Annotated in this window: 14 protein-coding genes and 1 pseudogene; 6 read left to right on the top strand and 9 right to left on the bottom strand. The window is 69.0% G+C overall.

Annotated elements, in window-relative coordinates:
- Nucleotides 1-168: 168 nt before the first annotated feature.
- The 3 genes from AR540_RS13665 (at nucleotide 169) to AR540_RS26600 (ending at nucleotide 3,316) form a co-directional block, all read left to right on the top strand.
- A complete protein-coding gene (locus AR540_RS13665) occupies nucleotides 169-1,641 on the top strand; it encodes an iron-containing redox enzyme family protein (RefSeq protein WP_059229767.1) in 1,473 nt (490 codons plus the stop codon).
- Nucleotides 1,642-1,711: 70 nt separating this feature from the next.
- Nucleotides 1,712-2,674 (top strand): methyltransferase, encoded by a 963-nt coding sequence (locus AR540_RS13660; protein WP_059229766.1) that lies wholly within the window; start codon nucleotides 1,712-1,714, stop codon nucleotides 2,672-2,674.
- A gap of 63 nt (nucleotides 2,675-2,737) precedes the next feature.
- A complete protein-coding gene (locus tag AR540_RS26600) occupies nucleotides 2,738-3,316 on the top strand; it encodes a glutathione S-transferase N-terminal domain-containing protein (protein ID WP_082707009.1) in 579 nt (192 codons plus the stop codon).
- Nucleotides 3,317-3,502: 186 nt separating this feature from the next.
- Here the strand turns inward: AR540_RS26600 and AR540_RS26595 are convergent.
- From AR540_RS26595 to AR540_RS13635, 5 genes and pseudogenes are all read right to left on the bottom strand, one after another.
- Nucleotides 3,503-4,429, bottom strand: a pseudogene (locus tag AR540_RS26595) (zinc-binding dehydrogenase); the annotation flags it as partial.
- Between the two features lie 12 nt (nucleotides 4,430-4,441).
- Nucleotides 4,442-5,563 (bottom strand): acetoin dehydrogenase dihydrolipoyllysine-residue acetyltransferase subunit, encoded by a 1,122-nt coding sequence (locus AR540_RS13650; protein WP_059229699.1) that lies wholly within the window; start codon nucleotides 5,561-5,563, stop codon nucleotides 4,442-4,444.
- A complete protein-coding gene (locus tag AR540_RS13645) occupies nucleotides 5,560-6,579 on the bottom strand; it encodes an alpha-ketoacid dehydrogenase subunit beta (protein ID WP_059229698.1) in 1,020 nt (339 codons plus the stop codon). The genes AR540_RS13650 and AR540_RS13645 overlap by 4 nt, the downstream gene beginning before the upstream one ends.
- A 25-nt stretch (nucleotides 6,580-6,604) precedes the next feature.
- Nucleotides 6,605-7,582 carry a thiamine pyrophosphate-dependent dehydrogenase E1 component subunit alpha gene (locus AR540_RS13640; protein ID WP_059229697.1) on the bottom strand — a complete coding sequence of 326 codons (978 nt, stop codon included), beginning with the start codon at nucleotides 7,580-7,582 and terminating at the stop codon, nucleotides 6,605-6,607.
- A gap of 1 nt (nucleotide 7,583) precedes the next feature.
- The gene (locus AR540_RS13635) at nucleotides 7,584-8,633 is read right to left on the bottom strand and encodes an ATP-NAD kinase family protein (RefSeq protein WP_059229696.1); all 1,050 of its coding nucleotides are present in this window, start codon (nucleotides 8,631-8,633) and stop codon (nucleotides 7,584-7,586) included.
- 365 nt (nucleotides 8,634-8,998) lie between these two features.
- Between AR540_RS13635 and AR540_RS13630 the strand changes: the two genes are divergently transcribed.
- The gene (locus AR540_RS13630) at nucleotides 8,999-10,894 is read left to right on the top strand and encodes a sigma-54-dependent Fis family transcriptional regulator (RefSeq protein WP_059229695.1); all 1,896 of its coding nucleotides are present in this window, start codon (nucleotides 8,999-9,001) and stop codon (nucleotides 10,892-10,894) included.
- A 215-nt stretch (nucleotides 10,895-11,109) separates the two neighbouring features.
- On the opposite strand, the gene AR540_RS13625 is transcribed toward AR540_RS13630, so the two are convergent.
- A complete protein-coding gene (locus tag AR540_RS13625) occupies nucleotides 11,110-11,577 on the bottom strand; it encodes a substrate-binding domain-containing protein (protein WP_059229694.1) in 468 nt (155 codons plus the stop codon).
- Nucleotides 11,578-11,787: 210 nt separating this feature from the next.
- Here AR540_RS13625 and AR540_RS13620 point away from each other — a divergent pair, with 210 nt between their 5' ends.
- The gene (locus AR540_RS13620; protein ID WP_059229693.1) at nucleotides 11,788-12,066 is read left to right on the top strand and encodes a hypothetical protein; all 279 of its coding nucleotides are present in this window, start codon (nucleotides 11,788-11,790) and stop codon (nucleotides 12,064-12,066) included.
- Between the two features lie 4 nt (nucleotides 12,067-12,070).
- Here AR540_RS13620 and AR540_RS13615 read toward each other — a convergent pair whose 3' ends face one another.
- From AR540_RS13615 to AR540_RS13605, 3 genes are read right to left on the bottom strand one after another with little or no spacing between them, the layout of a single operon-like run.
- The gene (locus AR540_RS13615; RefSeq protein ID WP_059229692.1) at nucleotides 12,071-12,385 is read right to left on the bottom strand and encodes an AtuA-related protein; all 315 of its coding nucleotides are present in this window, start codon (nucleotides 12,383-12,385) and stop codon (nucleotides 12,071-12,073) included.
- Nucleotides 12,382-13,734 (bottom strand): acyclic terpene utilization AtuA family protein, encoded by a 1,353-nt coding sequence (locus AR540_RS13610; RefSeq protein ID WP_059229691.1) that lies wholly within the window; start codon nucleotides 13,732-13,734, stop codon nucleotides 12,382-12,384. Before AR540_RS13610 ends, AR540_RS13615 begins: the two co-directional genes overlap by 4 nt.
- Nucleotides 13,735-15,045, bottom strand: a complete 1,311-nt coding sequence (locus AR540_RS13605) for a CitMHS family transporter (RefSeq protein ID WP_059229690.1) — start codon at nucleotides 15,043-15,045, stop codon at nucleotides 13,735-13,737. It abuts the gene before it with no gap.
- A 128-nt stretch (nucleotides 15,046-15,173) separates the two neighbouring features.
- Between AR540_RS13605 and AR540_RS13600 the strand changes: the two genes are divergently transcribed.
- Nucleotides 15,174-16,055 (top strand): LysR family transcriptional regulator, encoded by an 882-nt coding sequence (locus AR540_RS13600; protein WP_059229689.1) that lies wholly within the window; start codon nucleotides 15,174-15,176, stop codon nucleotides 16,053-16,055.
- The last annotated feature ends 7 nt before the right edge of the window (nucleotides 16,056-16,062 follow it).

The following is a 16,062-nucleotide window of genomic DNA, read 5'->3' as shown; positions in this document are numbered from 1 at the left end:
TGGTGGAAATCACCCGTGTCGCCTGCCGACGAGTGGCACCTGCGGGACGGCCTCGGCGTTGACGCCTGCAAGCGAGACGGTTCCGGTGGGCGCTGGCCGTCGGTGGAACCAAGCCCTGCCCGCTGGGCCGAACACTGTGATCATCAGCTGCCAGATGTGCCCCTTATGATGCAGACCACCACAAGAGCCGTTACCGGCCAGCACCAGGCGCCCACGCCCGTCACCTGCGAACCTGCCAAGTCCCTCTACGTCGAGTTGCTGGTACCTCGGCCCAGCGCGGCCGCGCGGGAGCGGGCAGGGCACTACCTCGCCGACCAGCTAAAGACCGTGAGCACCCTCGCCGCCGACCTGCCGGAAGACCCCGAGGGCCTGGAGGCCTGGGTGTTGGCGAACAACGCCCGGGTCGGCGCCCAGTACCGTGACTATCTCGCCGCGCGCAAGGCCGGGGCGCCGCGCCGCTACTTCGCCAGCAAGGCCCAGGCGCTGTATTTCCTGCGCGGGGTGGCGCCCACCAAGCTGGTGGACGGTGCCTGGCTCTACGGCACGCTCGCCCATTGGGACGACCTGCGGTATCGCGCGCCCATCCAGATCTACCTGGAAGAGCTGGGCGATGGCCTGCCGGACAAGAACCACGTGGTGCTCTATCGCAAGCTGCTGGCCCGCCACGGCTGCGAGGACCTGTCGCAGCTGAGCGACGATCATTATGTGCAGGGGGCCATCCAGCTGGCGCTGGCCTACCACGCCGATCGTTATCTACCCGAGGTGCTGGGCTTCAACCTGGGTTACGAGCAACTGCCGCTGCATCTGCTCATCACGGCCTACGAACTCAACGAGCTGGGCATCGATCCCTATTACTTCACCCTGCACGTGACCGTCGACAACGCCGGCACCGGCCATGCCCGCAAGGCCTTGCAGGCCGTGCACGATGCCTTGCCCACCGAGGGCCGCGCCGCCTTCTATCGCCGCGTGGTGCAGGGCTATCTGCTCAACGACCTGGGCGCCAGTACCACCTCGGTGATCGGCAGTTTCGACCTGGAGCGAGAGGTGATCGAGGTCCTGGCGGAAAAGAGCAACGTCGGCCGCTACGTGCATTCCGATTATTGCCGCATCGGCGGCCGCAGCGTCAGTGATTGGCTCGGCGATCCCGCGCAGATCCCCGATTTCCTCCAGGTCATGCAGGAGCAGGGCTGGATCAGGCGCCACGAGGACCCGGCCAACAGCCGCTTCTGGCGGCTGATCCAGGGCGAACGGGCGGAGATGTTCGGCGTCTTCACCGTCTACGAACAGCAACTCATCCACGACTGGATCGCCGGTGATTTCGTCCATAGCGGCGCCAAGTACCAGGCCGCTGCCGAGCGCGTCGCGGTAGTGCCGCGCCGCGAGATCAGCTTTCGCGCCCGTCAGCGTCAACAGGAACGCCTGTGCCCGGCCCTGGAAGCGGAACAGGGCGGGGCGGCCAATGCGAGCAGGGCCCAGTCCAGCGATTTCGACAGCGAGGAAGCCGCACTGGAGCAGCGGCTGGCGAGCCAGCCCAGTCGCGCCGCCGCCATGGCGCTGCTGGTCGAGCAACTGTCGCCCGCGCGCCATCACAGCCGTGCCGGCCTGCTGGCGACGCGGCTGTTCGTCTCCCTGTTGGGCTGACCTCTATTCAAGGACCCGCGCGGGTCCTTTTTCATTTCGACTGTCATTGAAGGAACCACCCGTGACGGCCATGGAACATCCCGAACGCACCGCGACCAGCCCTGCTGCGGCCGCTGCCCTGAAACTGCTGATCGAAACGCTGCGCGCAGCGGACTATCACTTCATCACGCCCACCCCGGCCTCCCACGCGCGGGTCAATGCCCGGCCAGGCAACGCCTGGGCGCGGGATCTGCAGGGCATCTTCGGCTGGAGCCGGCCGTTTTCCCCCGAGCTGCTGCCCGGCTCTCTGGTCGACACCCTGGTGGCAGCCGAGCTGCTGACCTCCGTGCCGGGCGGCTGGCGCAGCCGGGTGCGGGTATCGAGCCTGGGCGATCAGCTGTTCGTGCATTCCGCCTATCCCACCGAGGAAGCCGATGCCGTGTTCTTCGGTCCCGACACCTGTCGCTACGCCAATGCCCTGGAAACCCAGCTGCGCTTCGAGACCGGAACCATCCGCCGGGCGGTGGACATCGGCAGTGGCGCCGGGCCGGGGGCCATCCTGGTGGCCTTGGCGCGGCCCGATGCCGAGGTGCTGGCGGTGGACATCAACGAGCGCGCCCTGGCGCTGGCCCGGGTCAACGCCGAGCTGGCCGGGGCCGACAATGTCAGCGCGTGCTACAGCAACCTGCTGAACGATGTGGCGGGCGACTTCGATTTCATCCTGTCCAATCCGCCCTATCTGGTCGATCCCGGCGAGCGCGCCTATCGCCATGGCGGCGGTCCCCTGGGCGCCGGCCTGTCGCTGGCCATCCTCGACACGGCGCTGCAGCGCCTGGCACCGGGCGGCACCCTGCTGCTCTATACCGGCGTCGCCATGGTCGAGGGTCGCGATCCCTTCCTGGAAGAAGTCCGCACCCGCCTGGCCGGCCAGGACGTGGCCTGGCGCTATCGCGAACTGGACCCGGATGTCTTCGGTGAAGAGCTGGAAGCGGGCATCTATGCCCATACCGATCGCATCGCCGCCGTCGTCCTTACGGTGACCCGGCCGCACTGAGGCGTACGCCAGCGGCTACACTGGCGGGCGCTGCTATCACCCGCCCGTGTTCCGGAGTCCGCCATGCAACTGCTGCTGAACCAGACCTCACCCTATGCCCGCACCGCGCGGGTCACCGCCCTCGAAGCCGGCTTCGGCGAGCGACTGACGCTGGTGTGGAGCGATCCCTGGAACGAAGATCCGGCCTTGCTCGCCGCCCATCCCGGCAACAAGGTCCCGGTACTCATCACCGACGAGGGCATCGCCCTCAGCGAGACCCTGTTGATCTGTATTTATCTGCACCAGCTGGGCGGCGGCAATCCGCTCGCGACCGAGCGCCTGCAGCTGGCCGGTCTGGGCCAGGGGCTGATCGACGCCGCCTTCGGTACGGTGATCGCTCGCAAGCATGGCGGTGCGGCCCAGGATGACTCGGTGCTGGGCGCCCGCCGACTGGCCGCCCTGGACCGGCTGCTGGCGCGGTTGAACGAGACGTCCACGTTGGACGCAGAGGAGGTGGATTTCAGCCACTTCCTGGTGGCCGTCGGCCTGGACTACCTGGGCTTTCGCCTGCCGGAAGTCGATTGGTCCGCGCATCCGCGATTGGTGCGCTTCCACCGGCGGCTCCTGGCGCGTTCCAGCCTCGCCGCGACGAGTTTCCAATAGGGCGGAACAGTCCCACGCGGCGGCCCCCCGCCGGCCACGTGGGGAGGGGCTAGAGTTCGACAGGATCTTCAACTGGGTCCCGGCCTTGTCGAGCAAGGCTTCGAAGCCCTGTTCCACCACGTCGTCCAGCGCGATGTGGCGGGTCACGATCTTTTCCGCCGGCAGTTGGCCGCTGGCGATCAGGGCCGCCACCTGGGGCCACATCAGCGTCGAGTAGCACCAGGAGCCGCGCAGGTCGACGTCCTTGTAGGTCAGGGTGAAGCCATCCAGCGCCGGCGGTTTGCCCTGCATCCCCACCTGGACCACCACGCCCTGGCGGCGGACCGCCTCCAGGCACAGCCCCAGTGGCGCCTCGGCGCCCACGCATTCGAAGGCCACATCCACCCCAACACCCCCGGCGGTGCGGGCACGCACCTCGCGCAGCACATCGGTGCTGCCGGGATTCAAAGTGACGAGCCCCTCCACCAGGCGGTGGGCCATCTCCAGGCGGTTGTCGTTGAGGTCCACCAGGAAGATCCGTGTGGCACCCGCCGCGCGAGCGGCCATGACCTGCAGCTGGCCGATGGGTCCGGCGCCGGCCACCAGCACGCTGTCGCCGGGCTTTACGCCGCCCCGGTGGGTGGCGTAGACGGTCACCGCCGTGGGTTCGATCAGCGCCGCGTGCTCGATACTGAGATCGTCCGGCATGGGGATGGCGTTGTAATCCTCCACCAGGGAGTACTCGGCCATGCCGCCCCAGGGATGGGGCAGGCCGATGATCGCCAGCTGTTCGCTGAGCTGGTACTGGCCGCGGCGGCCATAGTAGTCGTCGCGTGGCGACACCATGGGCTGGATGGAGACCCGGTCACCGGGTTTCACCGACGTCACCTGGCTGCCCACGGCCTTCACCACGCCGGAATACTCGTGGCCGAGGATCTGCGGCACCTTACCGCCGGTGTAGCTGTGCGGCGCGGTGGGAATGAAGATGGGACCGCCAAGGTACTCGTGCAGGTCGGTACCGCAGATGCCGCAGAACTGGTTTTTCACCAGGACCTGGGTGGGGCCCGGCTCGCCGGGGGCTGGGACGTCTTCCACCCGGATATCGCGGGCGGCGTGGAAACGGGCTGCTTTCATCGTGAGGCTCCTCTAGCGTTCGCAGCGGGGCAGGAAGGCCTGGATCAGGGCATTGACCCGCTCCGCGGCCTCCATCTGCACCATATGGCCCTGGCCTTCCAGGATCTCGACCTGAACGGTTTCCGGCAGGCCTTCGGCATGCTGGACCGGAATGATGGCGTCGGCCTTGCCCCAGATCACCAGGGCGGGCAGATCGCCCTTGAGTACCGGGCGCAGCACCTGGGCCTGCTGGCCATCGGGGAAGAGCGTGCCGGCCAGTCGCTTCAGGGCCTGGTCCACCCCTTCCAGCCGCTTGTACTTGAGCAGGTCCTCCAGCAGTGGCCGGGTGACCAGGCCGGGATCACTGAACAGCAGGCTGACCGGTCCCTTGAGCTGGTTGCGGCTGGTGGCGGCGACGAAGCCTTGCAGGTAGTCGCCGTTGATCTCCTGGCCCAGCCCGGCGCTGCCGATCAGGACCAGGCCGGCGACCCGCTGCGGCGCCGTCTGCGCCAGTTGCAGGGCCACGGCGCCACCCATGGAGTGGCCGACCAGCACGGCGCGGGGGATGTCCAGATGGTCGAGCAGAGCCAGCACGGCGGCGCCCAGCTCGGCGAGATCTGCCGTGGCGAGCGTCTTGCCGGACTGACCGTGACCCGGCAGGTCCAGGGCGATCACCCGGCGCCCGGTGGCCAGCGCCTCGTGGTTGAACAGCCAGTTGTCCAGATCACCGGAAAAGCCGTGGATCAGCACCAGCGGCAGGCCGCCTTCACCGCGCTCCAGATAGCGCAGCGGCCGGCCGTCGAGTTCGATGCGCTGGGCCTGGGGACCGGCATCGGCGGCGTCTTCGCCACCGGGCACGAACTCCTCCTGGAAGCGCGCGATCACCGCCTCGATCTCTTCGTCGCTGGCCTCGCCTTCCACCACGATGGCCAGCAGGGCGCCTACCGCAAGCGTCTCGTCCTCGCGCGCCAGGCAGCGGCGCAGGATGCCGGAGAAGGGCGCCTCGACGCTGCTGCTGATCTTGTCGGTCTCGACATCGAGCACCTCGTCGCCCTTGGTGATGCTGTCGCCTTCGGTCTTGAGCCAGGCGTTGACCCGACCTTCGCTCATGGACAGGCCCCACTTTGGCATGGTCAGGGTATGGATCTGGCTCATGCGGCCTGCCTCCCTTGGGTGATCTTCAGCACGGCGCGCTCGATCTTGGCCGCGTCGGGGATATAGAGGTCTTCCAGGGCATCGGAGAAGGGCACCGGGGTGTGCGGCGCCGTGACCAGCTGTACCGGGGCGCGCAGGTCGTCGAAGGCGTGCTCGGCGAGCAGGGCGGCGATGTCGGTGGCCACCGAGCAGCGCGGATTGGCCTCGTCGATGACCACCGCGCGCCCGGTCTTTTCCACGCTTTCCAGGATGCTGTCGCGATCCAGCGGGCTGGTGGTGCGCAGGTCCAGCACCTCGCAGGAGACGCCCTGGCGCGCCAGGTTGCTGGCGGCCTCCATGGCCAGGTGCACCATGCGGCCGTAGGTGATGAGGCTGACGTCGTCGCCCTCACGCAGGAAGCTGGCCTCGCCGAAGGGGATGGCGTAGGACTCCTCGGGCACCTCGCCCTGCATCCCGTAGAGCAGCTTGTGCTCGCAGAAGATCACCGGGTCATTGTCGCGGATGGCCTGGATCAGCAGGCCCTTGGCATCATAGGGGGTGGCCGGGCAGACCACCTTGAGGCCGGGTATATGGGTCCACCAGGACGTCAGCATCTGCGAATGCTGGGCGGCGGCGCGGAGACCCGCGCCGACCATGGTCCGCAGCACCAGCGGGGTGACCGCCTTGCCGCCGAACATGTAGCGGAATTTGGCCGCCTGGTTGAGGATCTGGTCCAGACAGCAGCCGGCGAAGTCGACGAACATCAGTTCGCACACCGGGCGGGTGCCGCGGGCGGCGGCGCCCACCGCCGCGCCGACGTAGCCGAGCTCCGACAGCGGCGTGTCCAGCACCCGCCCGGGAAACTTGTGGTAGAGGCCCTTGGTGACCCCCAGCACGCCGCCCCAGGCGTCCTGCTCGCCAGGCGCGCCGGCACCGCCGGCGTTGTCTTCGCCCATGAGGAAGACGGTGGGATCGCGGCGCATCTCCTGCTCCAGGGCTTCGTTGATGGCTTGCTGGTAGCTGATCTTTCTGGCCATGGTGGCGCTCCTCGTTGTTTTCCGATCAGGCGTAGGTGACGTAGACGTCGGTGAGCAGGTCTTCCGGGCCGGGCTTGGGATCGGCTTTGGCCTTGCGCACGGCGTCTTCGATGAGCTGTTCCACCTCCTGGTCGATGCTGTCGAGCAGGGCGGGCTGGAGTTGGCCGGAGCGCGTCACCCGCTCGCGGAATTGCAGCAGGCAGTCGCGTTGCTCACGGGCCTGCTTGACCTCGTTCGGGTCGCGATAGGTCTGGGCATCGCCTTCGAAGTGGCCGAAGTAGCGGGTGAACTTCACCTCGATCAGCGAGGGTCCTTCGCCGGCCCGGGCGCGGGCCACGGCGGCCGCGGCGGCTTCATGGACGGCGAAGAAGTCGAAGCCGTCCACCGTCACCCCGGGCATGCCGAAGCCCGCGGCGCGATCGGCGATGTGGTCGCAGGCCACCGACCAGTTCGAGGCGGTGGCCTCGGCGTAGCCGTTGTTCTCGGCGACGAAGATGCACGGCAGATTCCACACCGACGCCAGGTTCATGGCCTCGAACACCGCGCCCTCGTTGGAGCCGCCGTCACCGAAGAAGGCCACGGCCACGGCGTCGCTACCCTTGAGCTTGGCCGCCAGGGCGGCGCCGGCGGCCAGGGGCGCCCCGGCGCCGACGATGCCGTTGGCACCGAGCATGCCCTTTTCCAGGTCGGCGATGTGCATGGAGCCGCCCTTGCCCTGGCAGACCCCGGTCTTCTTGCCGTAGATCTCGGCCATCATGCCGTAGACATCCACGCCCTTGGCGATGCAGTGGCCATGGCCGCGGTGGGTGGAGGCGATGCTGTCCTCGTGGCCCAGGTGGGCCATGACGCCGGCGGCCGAGGCCTCCTCGCCGGCATAGAGGTGGACGAAGCCGGGGATCTCGCCGGTGGCGAATTCCACGTGCAGCCGCTCCTCGAAGGCGCGGATGGTGCGCATCACCCGGTAGGCATGGCTCAGTTGATCGACGCTTACGGTCTCGCTCATCTTATTGTTCTCCAGGATTGCCGAGGGTCGACGCAGGCAGGCGGCGGACCAGCAGGCGCTGCTGTGCTGCCAGCTCCAGCACCCGCTCCACGTCGATGCTCAGGGGGCCGTCGAGATCCAGCGTCACCTGCGGACGCGCCTCGGGGCCGAATTCGATTTCCCGCTCGCCGTCCAGCGCCAGGGTGCCGGCCGCCAGCGACAGGGTGCGTGGCTCGCCCGGCAGCAGCAGGCCGCTGGCGGCGATCCCGGCCTGGGCCAGCACGCCGGGGGCGAGGGGGACGGTCAGTTGTGCCAGGGCGCTCGGGTCCAGACGGACCCAGCCGCCATGGGCGGCGTCGCGACCTACCGGGTGCCAGAGGCCACACAGTGCCGAGAGGCCGATGGCCCAGGGTTCGGCGAAGGTGGTGAAGACCTCGGCCAGGTCCTCCACCCGGGTCACTGCCCGGGCGCCGAGATAGGCCTGGCGACAGACCGCCACGTCCACCAGCGCCCAGTCGCGGATGTCGCGCTCCGGCACTTCCACCCGCAGCCGCTTGTTGCGCCGCAGCGCCAGCGCCGGGTCGATCTTGCCGCTGGCTACCAGGCCGCCAGCCAGCCCGGCACTGGTGGCCTCGCGCAATTCGGGAAAGGCATTGTTGGTGCCGGTGGACAGGGTCAGCAGCGGCAGGTCGCCCACCTCGGCGGCCACTGCCTTGTGGGTGCCGTCACCGCCGAGCACGGCGATCACCGCCGCGCCCTGGGCCAGCAGCGCCCGCGCCGCGCGACGGCTGTCGTCCACCGTCTGGGTCAGCGGCAGATCGAGAAACGTCAGCTCCGGCCAGCGCTGTTCGCGGGCCTGGCGACTGCCGCTGGCCTTGAGCACGGCGGCGGCGATGCCGGTCATGTCCGGCGGCAGCAGCACCCGCTCCACGCCGGTGGCGCCAAAGGCGGCCAGCAGGCGCATCACCATTCCGGCCTTGTCGGTGCTGGAGGTGAGGGCGGCGTTGCCGGTCAGGCGGCGCAGGTCACGCCCCGAGGCGGGGTTGGGCAGGATGCCGACGGTCACCGGCATGGTTGTAGCCACGAGGTGGGGCCACCGGTCGCCGGGAGCGGTTCGATCTGCCAGGTTGCGCTCATGGGGCTGGCCCTCTTGTCGTTGTCATGGGAGCGTCGCAAAGCCCCGAGCAAGGCCGGTGCCAGGTCGCTCCTATCGCTCTGTATCCCAGGCACGGCGCGGGTTGCCGGGACAATGGGTAGTGGCGCTCGGCGTGCCTGCCGAGCCGGTACGTCTCAGGAGCGGAGTAGGGGCGCGAGACGCTGAGACGATTCGTCTCATGGCGCGGCGGACTTGAAGGCCGGGGCCAGGGGGCGCTAAATGAGGGGCAGAACAATGACCGGCCTTCCATGCCATGACCGGAATTCAGGGAGAGACACCCCATGCTGTCTGCCCAGGCGCACCACCACGCCCGTGCCATCGACCAGGCCCTGCGCGCTCCGCTGCGCAACCCCGGCCCGCCCGGCCGCATCCTCGAATCCTGGCGCCGCTCCTTCGAGCAGCACCACCTCGATCCGGGCTGCCTGCAGGGCCCGCGCATCCTCTCGCGCTACGAACTGCGCCAGCATCAGCAGGCGGCGGAAGACTTCCTGCGCGTCGCCGATGGCGAGCTGGGCGCCCTGCATGCGCGGATCGCGGCGGCTGATTATTGCGTGCTGCTGGCCGATGCCCAGGGCCAGACCCTGGACTACCGGGTGAGTGATCGCCTCGGCGAAGAATGCCGCCGCGCCGGGCTCTACCTGGGCACCTGCTGGTCCGAGCAGGAGGAGGGCACCTGCGGGGTGGCCGCGGTGCTGACCGACCGGGCGCCGGTCACGGTGCACAAGGCCGACCACTTCCGCGCCGCCTTCACCGGCCTCACCTGTACCGCCGCGCCGGTGTTCGCGCCGAATGGCGAATTGCTCGGGGTGCTGGACGTCTCGGCGCCGCGCTCGCCGGACGACCGCCGCAGCCAGCTGCTGATCCAGCAATTCACCCGCGACAGTGCCCAGCGCATCGAGAACGCCTATTTCATGCACAGCGCCCAGGGTGACTGGGTGCTCTGCGGCCATGCCCAGGCCAGCTACCTGGAGACCCAACCGGAATGGCTGCTGGCCTGGGACGCCAGCGGTCGCCTGACCGGCTTCAATCGCCCGGCGCGGCAACTTTGCCTCGAACAACTCGGCTACCTGCCGCAACGGCTCGAGGAATTGTTCGGTCGCGATGCGGTGACGCGACTGCGGGAAGACGATCCTGAACCCCTGCGCCTGGGCGAGGCGCACCTCCACGCCCGGGTACGGGCACCGCGGCGGCGGGTGGGGACGGTCATCCCCCTGGTCCGGGCCCAGGTCGACATCGAGCCCGAGCAGGAGCCAAGGGTCACCCTGGCCCTGGCGACTGCCCAGCGTCTCCATCGCCACGGCCTGCCGATCCTGGTCACCGGCGAGACCGGCACCGGCAAGGAGGTCTTCGCCCGCGCCCTGCACCAGGGGGGTGATCGTTCAGCAAAACCCTTCGTCGCCCTCAATTGCGCGGCGCTGCCGGAAAGCCTGATCGAGAGCGAGTTGTTCGGTCATGCTCCCGGCGCCTTTACCGGTGCCCAGCGCCAGGGTCACGTGGGCCTGATCGTGGTGGCCGATGGCGGCACCCTGTTCCTCGATGAGATCGGTGACATGCCCCTGGTGTTGCAGACCCGCCTGCTGCGGGTGCTGGCCGAGGGTGAGGTGCTGCCGGTGGGTAGTGCCCAGCCGCGGCGGGTGGACGTACGGCTGGTCTGCGCCACCCACCGGGATCTGGCGGAAAGAGTCGCCGCCGGGTTGTTTCGCGAAGACCTGCTCTATCGCCTCAATGGCGCCGTCTTCCAGCTGCCACCATTGCGCGAGCGTGCCGACCGCCTGGCGCTGGCGCGGCGGTTGTTGGCGGAGGAGTGCGGTGACCGCCCCGCGCCGGACCTGGCGCCCCAGGTGCAGGAGGCCATCCTGGCTCACGACTGGCCGGGCAACGTGCGCGAGTTGCGCAACGTGCTGCGCTATGCCTGTGCCCTGTGCGACGGCGCCCTCATCAGCCTCGACCACCTGCCGGCCAGTCTGCGGCCCGGCGGCGCGCCGGCCATCGAGCCGCTACCCGCGGTCGACAGCCCCGAGCGACGGCTGATCCTGGCGGCCCTGGTGCGGCACCGGTGGAAGGCCATTCCGACCGCCCGGGCGCTCGGTATCTCCCGGGCTACCCTCTATCGGCGCCTCAAGCTGCATGGCATCGTCATGCCGCATCGACAGCCCGGGGACCAAGAGCCTGCTTAACGTCTGCCGGGCGTCGACCAAACGGCGTTGAAAACGGCCTGGCTCGCCAGCCCGGCCTGGGCGGCTCCGGCGCACTGCTCATCTACCCTTTGTAAACTCGTTCGCGAGCCCGGTCCGCTTCCTCAGCCGTTTTCGCGGGGCGGCCTGGGCCTCGCTTGTCGCTAGCTCGCCAGACTTTGAACAGGCTCTAACGGATGGCTGAGCCGGCTCCGGTATCAATGTCGCGAGGTTACCAATCCTGCCGCACCGCTTCCGGGCCCCACGATGACCAGTCCGGCGAGCCCTGCATGGCGTCGCACGGCGGCTTCGAGGCCAGCGACGAGGGTGTCGCGGCTGCACAGCAGCGCGGTTGGCGCCACCTCGTCCAGCAGGGTCGCCAGCTCCGGCCACACCGGCTCGATTGCTGCCTCGAGCTCCAGGCGCGGTAACAGCGGCAGTCCCTCCGCCAGCATCACCTGGCAGTGCCCGTACAGGTCGGCATTCGTCAGTAGGGCATCTCGTTCCGGCCCCGACACCAGCATGATGCGGCGGTGACCGAGCGCCAAGAGCTGCCGGGTGGTGCGCGCGATGCGCTGGCCACGTCCCCGGGCCGCTAGAGCGCGAACGGCTTCGGCGCTCGGACCCAGGGTTTTGGTCGAGGGAGCGAGGGCGCTGAACAGGTGGACGACTGGGCGGGAATCCATCGGCGGCCTCTGCCACGGCGTGAGCGGTCAAGAGATCCAGCGTGCCGGAGGCTGATGGCAGCTTCGTGACAGTACCCCGTACCGCCCTCTCGCGCCCGACCAGGAGTCCGTCATGGTCCGTACGCGAGCGCAACGCCCGGGAGCGGTCTTGCGTTCTCGAGCGAGCCGGCTAGCCTGAAATCGAGGTGTTCTGTCTCAGAGGGGCATGGCATGGACAAATTGCATGAGCGCCTGGCCCAGCTGGATCCGCCCCTGCGCCATCGGCTGGAGCGTCAGGCGGACGGTCTGCTGATCATCCTCATCGATCCCGAGCATAACGCGCGGGTATCGCGCTTTATGCGCTCGGATGAGCTGCGGGTCGAGCGGATCAATCTGGTCCTGTTGCACGCTATCAACGAATTGCGGCGCAAGGGTGCGCACGTCCCGCTCGACAAGGACAGCGTGTTCATCAACGACCTGTCCGACGAGTGCATCAGCTTTCCCGGCTGAACGCTCAGTCTTCCAGCTCCATGTCCAGCAGCGCCGCGCCCAGGCCTTTGCCGTGAGCATCCAGCGCCAGCGAACGGGTGACGCCGCCGCGCAGGGCGCCCGGCAGCACGAAGTTCAGCGCACCCAGGGCGGGCAGTTCGTAGCGGCGCACGGGCGCAGCGTCGGCGGGTCGGTTGTCGGGGAACCAGGCGGCGACCCGTTCCGCGGTGAGCGCCTGGCGCAGGCGGTCGAAATCTTCACGGCGATAGGCGATCACCGCCATGTTCGAAATGTCCCCCTTGTCGCCGGTACGGACGTGGGCGATCTCGCGCAGTTTCATGGCAGCGTCTCCAGCTCCAGGGTAGGGGTGACGGCCGCCCGCGGCCACAGCAGCGACGCCACGGCGATCACCTCGCGGACCGCCTTGGTGGCGCCACCACCGCCGGCCGGGCCATTGGTATAGAGGGTTTCCACCTCGTTGCCGATCTGCACCGCCGCAGCCCGGCTGGCGCAGCGCCCGACCACTCGCAAGCGGACCTCCCAGGGTTCGCCGCTGGCGCGCGCGGCCAGGGTCGCGCCGTGCAGGGCGTCGCAGCCGATCAGTTCGCAGCGCAGCTCCTCGACCGGTACGCCGCAGAGTTGCAGACGTTCGCGCACCACTTGAGCGGCCAGGCGGGCGCGGGCCAGGGCACCCGGCCCGGCATAGGAAAGCTGGCCTTCGCCATGCCAGCCGTCGCGATAACCCACCGAGACCTTGAGCTGCTCGGGGCGCGCCTTGCCTCGCGCACCGCTGACCGCGACCCGGTCGGGCGCCGACTGCTGCAGGGCGACGCCGGAAAAGTCCGCGGTCACGTCCGGCGTCAGATAGGCCGCCGGGTCGTGTACCTCATAGAGCAGTTGTTCGGTGCAGGTCGCCGGGGTCACGCAGCCGCCGGAGCCCGCGACCTTGGTGAGGGTCGCGTGGCCCTCGGCATCCACCTCGGCCAGGGGAAAGCCCAGGCGGGCGAGGTCGGGTACGTCCTTGTAGCCGGGGTCGGCGAAGTAGCCGCCGGTGACCTGACCGGCGCATTCCAGCAGATGGCCGACCAGGGTGCCGCGCCCGCGACGTTCCCAATCATCCGCCGCCCAGCCGAATTCATGCACCAGCGGCGCGAGGAACAGCGAAGGATCGGCCACCCGGCCGGTGACGATGACGTCGGCGTCCGCCGCCAGGGCCTGGACGATGCCTTCCACGCCCAGGTAGGCGTTGGCCGAGATCACCCGGTCACCCAGTTCGGCCAGGGTCTGGCCGCTGTCCAGCAGGGCGTCGGCCGGCAACTGGGCCAGCACGTCGTCGCCGGCCACGGCAGCGATCTTCAGCCCGGTGACGCCCAGCTCCCGCGCCAGGGCCGCGACCTTGCGCGCCGCGGCGGAGGGATGGGCGGCGCCCATGTTGGTGATCACCCGCAGGCGCGCTCGCCCGGCCTGGCGTAGCAGCGGCAGGATGCGACGCATCCGGGCTTCCAGCAGCGGATCGAAACCGGCCTCGGGATCGGCCAGTCGCGCCTGTTGCGCCAGGGCGATGGTGCGTTCGGCCAGGCATTCGAAGACCAGGTAGTCGAGGCGGCCATGCTCGGCCAGCTCCACGGCGGGTTCGATGCGATCGCCGGAATAGCCGGCGCCGCAGCCGATGCGAAGCAGACGGCTCATCTAGAAGACTCCCAGGAGCAGGGCGGTCAGGGTCATCAGCACCGAGGCCGCGAACAGGAAGGGGATGGTGAAGCGCTGGTGATCGGCCAGGTCCAGCTTGCACAGGCCCACCAGCAGGAAGGTCGCCGGGGTCAGGGGGCTGACCGGGAAACCGGTGGTATGCACCCCGAGCAGCGAGGCCTGGGCCACCTGCACCGGGTCGACCCCCAGGTTGCGGCCGACCTCGGCGATCACCGGCATGACGCCGAAGTAGAAGGAATCCGGGTCGAACAGCAGGCTCAGCGGCATGGACAAAAAGCCCACCACCGCCGGGATCAACTGGCCATGCCCGGCCGGGATGCCTGCCACCGCCACCTGGGCCATGGCCTTGAGCATGCCGCTGCCCTGCATGATGCCGGTGAAGACGCCCGCGGCGAACAGGATGCTGGCCATGGTCAGGGCGGTCTTGGCGTGGGCGTCGATGCGTGCCTTCTGGGCGTCCACCGAGGGATAGTTCAGGCACAGCGCGGCGACGGTACCGAGCATGAACATCACCACCGGATCGACCCAGCCGGCGATCATTACCCCCATCACCACCAGGGTCAGCAGCAGGTTGATCCAGAACCGCCCGGGGCGACGCAGGGCGCGCTCGGCCTCGCTGAGCACCCGCTCCGGCGCGGCACCGGTGCCACCGCCGGCCAGCCAGGGTGCCTGGCCGGCCAGGGTCAGGCGCTTCTCCTCGCGCCGACCGAGCCACCAGGCGCTGGCGAAGACGAAGGCCAGGCCCACCAGTTGCACCGGGATCAGTGGTTGGAAGAGGTCGGCCACCGGTACGTGCAGGGCGGCGGAGGAGCGCAGCACCGGGCCGGTCCAGGGCAGGAAGTTGACCCCGGCGGCCATGGCGGCCACGCAGGCGAGGATGCGCCGATCCAGCCCCAGGCGGGTATAGAGCGGCAGCATGGCGGGGATGGTCACCAGGAAGGTCACCGCGCCGGAGCCGTCCAGGTGCACCAGCAGGGCGAGCAGGGCGCTGCCGCAGACGATGCGCGTCGGCCGGGTGCCGACGGTGCGCAGGATGCGGTCGATGATGGGGTCGAGCATCCCGGCGTCGGTCATGATGCCGAAGAACAGGATGGCGAAGACGAACATGCCGATCACCGGGGCGACGCCCTTGATGCCGGCGATGATGAAGGCGCTGGTGCCCAGGCCGAAGCCACCGATCAGCGCGGCGGCGATGGGGATGACGATGAGGGCGACCAGGGGCGAGACACGTTTGCTCATGACCGCGACGAGCAACGCGAGAATGGTGACGACACCGAGCAGGGCGAGCATGGCGGACTCCTTGGACCGTGGCGCGGCAGGCGGGCGCACGGGAGGTTTTGTTGTTGTAGGTCCAGTATTCGAAGACGCCCGACGTCCTGTAAATTGGAATCTTCCGAAGCGGCGTTCAGAAAAACGAAATGAAGAATCTGCTCCAGCACGTGCAGGCCTTTCTCGCCGTGGCCCGCCAGGGCTCCTTCGCCCGCGCGGCCGAGGAGTTGCACCTGTCCCCTCCGGCGCTCACCGTACAGATCCAGCAACTCGAAGCCTGGCTGGAGGTGCAACTGCTCGAACGCACCCCGCGGCGGGTCCAGCTGACCACCGCCGGGGAAGAACTGCGCGGACCCCTGGAGCGCATCCTGGTGGACCTGGGCGATGTCCAGACGCACGCCCGGGACCTGGCCGGCCTGCGCCGGGGACGGATTACCCTGGCGGCCTTGCCGTCCTTCTTCATGGGCCCCTTTCCCGAATTGCTGAAGACCTTCCAGGCCCGGCATCCGGCCATCGAGATCCGCCTGCAGGACGTGGTGGCCGGGCGGGTCGAGGCGCTGGTGCGCGAAGGTCAGGTGGATCTGGGCATCGGCGTCCGGCCACGGGCCGTGGGCCTGGACTTCCAGCCGCTGTATGTCGATCACCTACAGCTGTTCGTCCCCCGCGACCACTCCTGGGCGGGCCGCAGCGAGATCACCCTGGGCGAACTCGACGCCGTGCCCCTGCTGCTCACCGGCCGCGACAGCAGCGTGCGCGAATGCCTGGACTTCGCCTTCGCCGCTGCCGGCCTGCGCCTGGTGGCGGCGCTGGAGGCCAACTACATGAGCACCCTGCTGGCCCTGGTGGCGGCCGGCCAGGGCCTGGCCCTGCTGCCGGAATCGGCGGGTGGCGAGGCCCCGGTGGTGGCCCTGCCGGTCCGCGGCGAGAGCCTGGCCCGACCGCTGGGCATCCTGACACCCAGCGGCCGCAGCCTGACCCCGGCGGCTCAGGCCTTCGTCGCCTTGCTCCGGGAGCGGCTGCAGGCAGGCTAATACTCGA

The organism is Pseudomonas sp. EpS/L25 (assembly GCF_001512295.1).
GTDB lineage: Bacteria > Pseudomonadota > Gammaproteobacteria > Pseudomonadales > Pseudomonadaceae > Chryseomonas.
The sequence above is the reverse complement of the archived record's forward strand: the minus strand, read 5'-3'. Positions and strand labels throughout refer to the sequence as shown.

What these genes read in the sequence shown, in the direction of transcription:
- AR540_RS13665 (WP_059229767.1), top strand. Translation starts at nt 169, where the DNA reads ATGCAGACCACCACAAGAGCCGTTACCGGCCAGCACCAGGCGCCCACG.
- AR540_RS13660 (WP_059229766.1), top strand. Translation starts at nt 1,712, where the DNA reads ATGGAACATCCCGAACGCACCGCGACCAGCCCTGCTGCGGCCGCTGCC.
- AR540_RS26600 (WP_082707009.1), top strand. Translation starts at nt 2,738, where the DNA reads ATGCAACTGCTGCTGAACCAGACCTCACCCTATGCCCGCACCGCGCGG.
- AR540_RS13650 (WP_059229699.1), bottom strand. Translation starts at nt 5,563, where the DNA reads ATGAGCCAGATCCATACCCTGACCATGCCAAAGTGGGGCCTGTCCATG.
- AR540_RS13645 (WP_059229698.1), bottom strand. Translation starts at nt 6,579, where the DNA reads ATGGCCAGAAAGATCAGCTACCAGCAAGCCATCAACGAAGCCCTGGAG.
- AR540_RS13640 (WP_059229697.1), bottom strand. Translation starts at nt 7,582, where the DNA reads ATGAGCGAGACCGTAAGCGTCGATCAACTGAGCCATGCCTACCGGGTG.
- AR540_RS13635 (WP_059229696.1), bottom strand. Translation starts at nt 8,633, where the DNA reads ATGCCGGTGACCGTCGGCATCCTGCCCAACCCCGCCTCGGGGCGTGAC.
- AR540_RS13630 (WP_059229695.1), top strand. Translation starts at nt 8,999, where the DNA reads ATGCTGTCTGCCCAGGCGCACCACCACGCCCGTGCCATCGACCAGGCC.
- AR540_RS13625 (WP_059229694.1), bottom strand. Translation starts at nt 11,577, where the DNA reads ATGGATTCCCGCCCAGTCGTCCACCTGTTCAGCGCCCTCGCTCCCTCG.
- AR540_RS13620 (WP_059229693.1), top strand. Translation starts at nt 11,788, where the DNA reads ATGGACAAATTGCATGAGCGCCTGGCCCAGCTGGATCCGCCCCTGCGC.
- AR540_RS13615 (WP_059229692.1), bottom strand. Translation starts at nt 12,385, where the DNA reads ATGAAACTGCGCGAGATCGCCCACGTCCGTACCGGCGACAAGGGGGAC.
- AR540_RS13610 (WP_059229691.1), bottom strand. Translation starts at nt 13,734, where the DNA reads ATGAGCCGTCTGCTTCGCATCGGCTGCGGCGCCGGCTATTCCGGCGAT.
- AR540_RS13605 (WP_059229690.1), bottom strand. Translation starts at nt 15,045, where the DNA reads ATGCTCGCCCTGCTCGGTGTCGTCACCATTCTCGCGTTGCTCGTCGCG.
- AR540_RS13600 (WP_059229689.1), top strand. Translation starts at nt 15,174, where the DNA reads ATGAAGAATCTGCTCCAGCACGTGCAGGCCTTTCTCGCCGTGGCCCGC.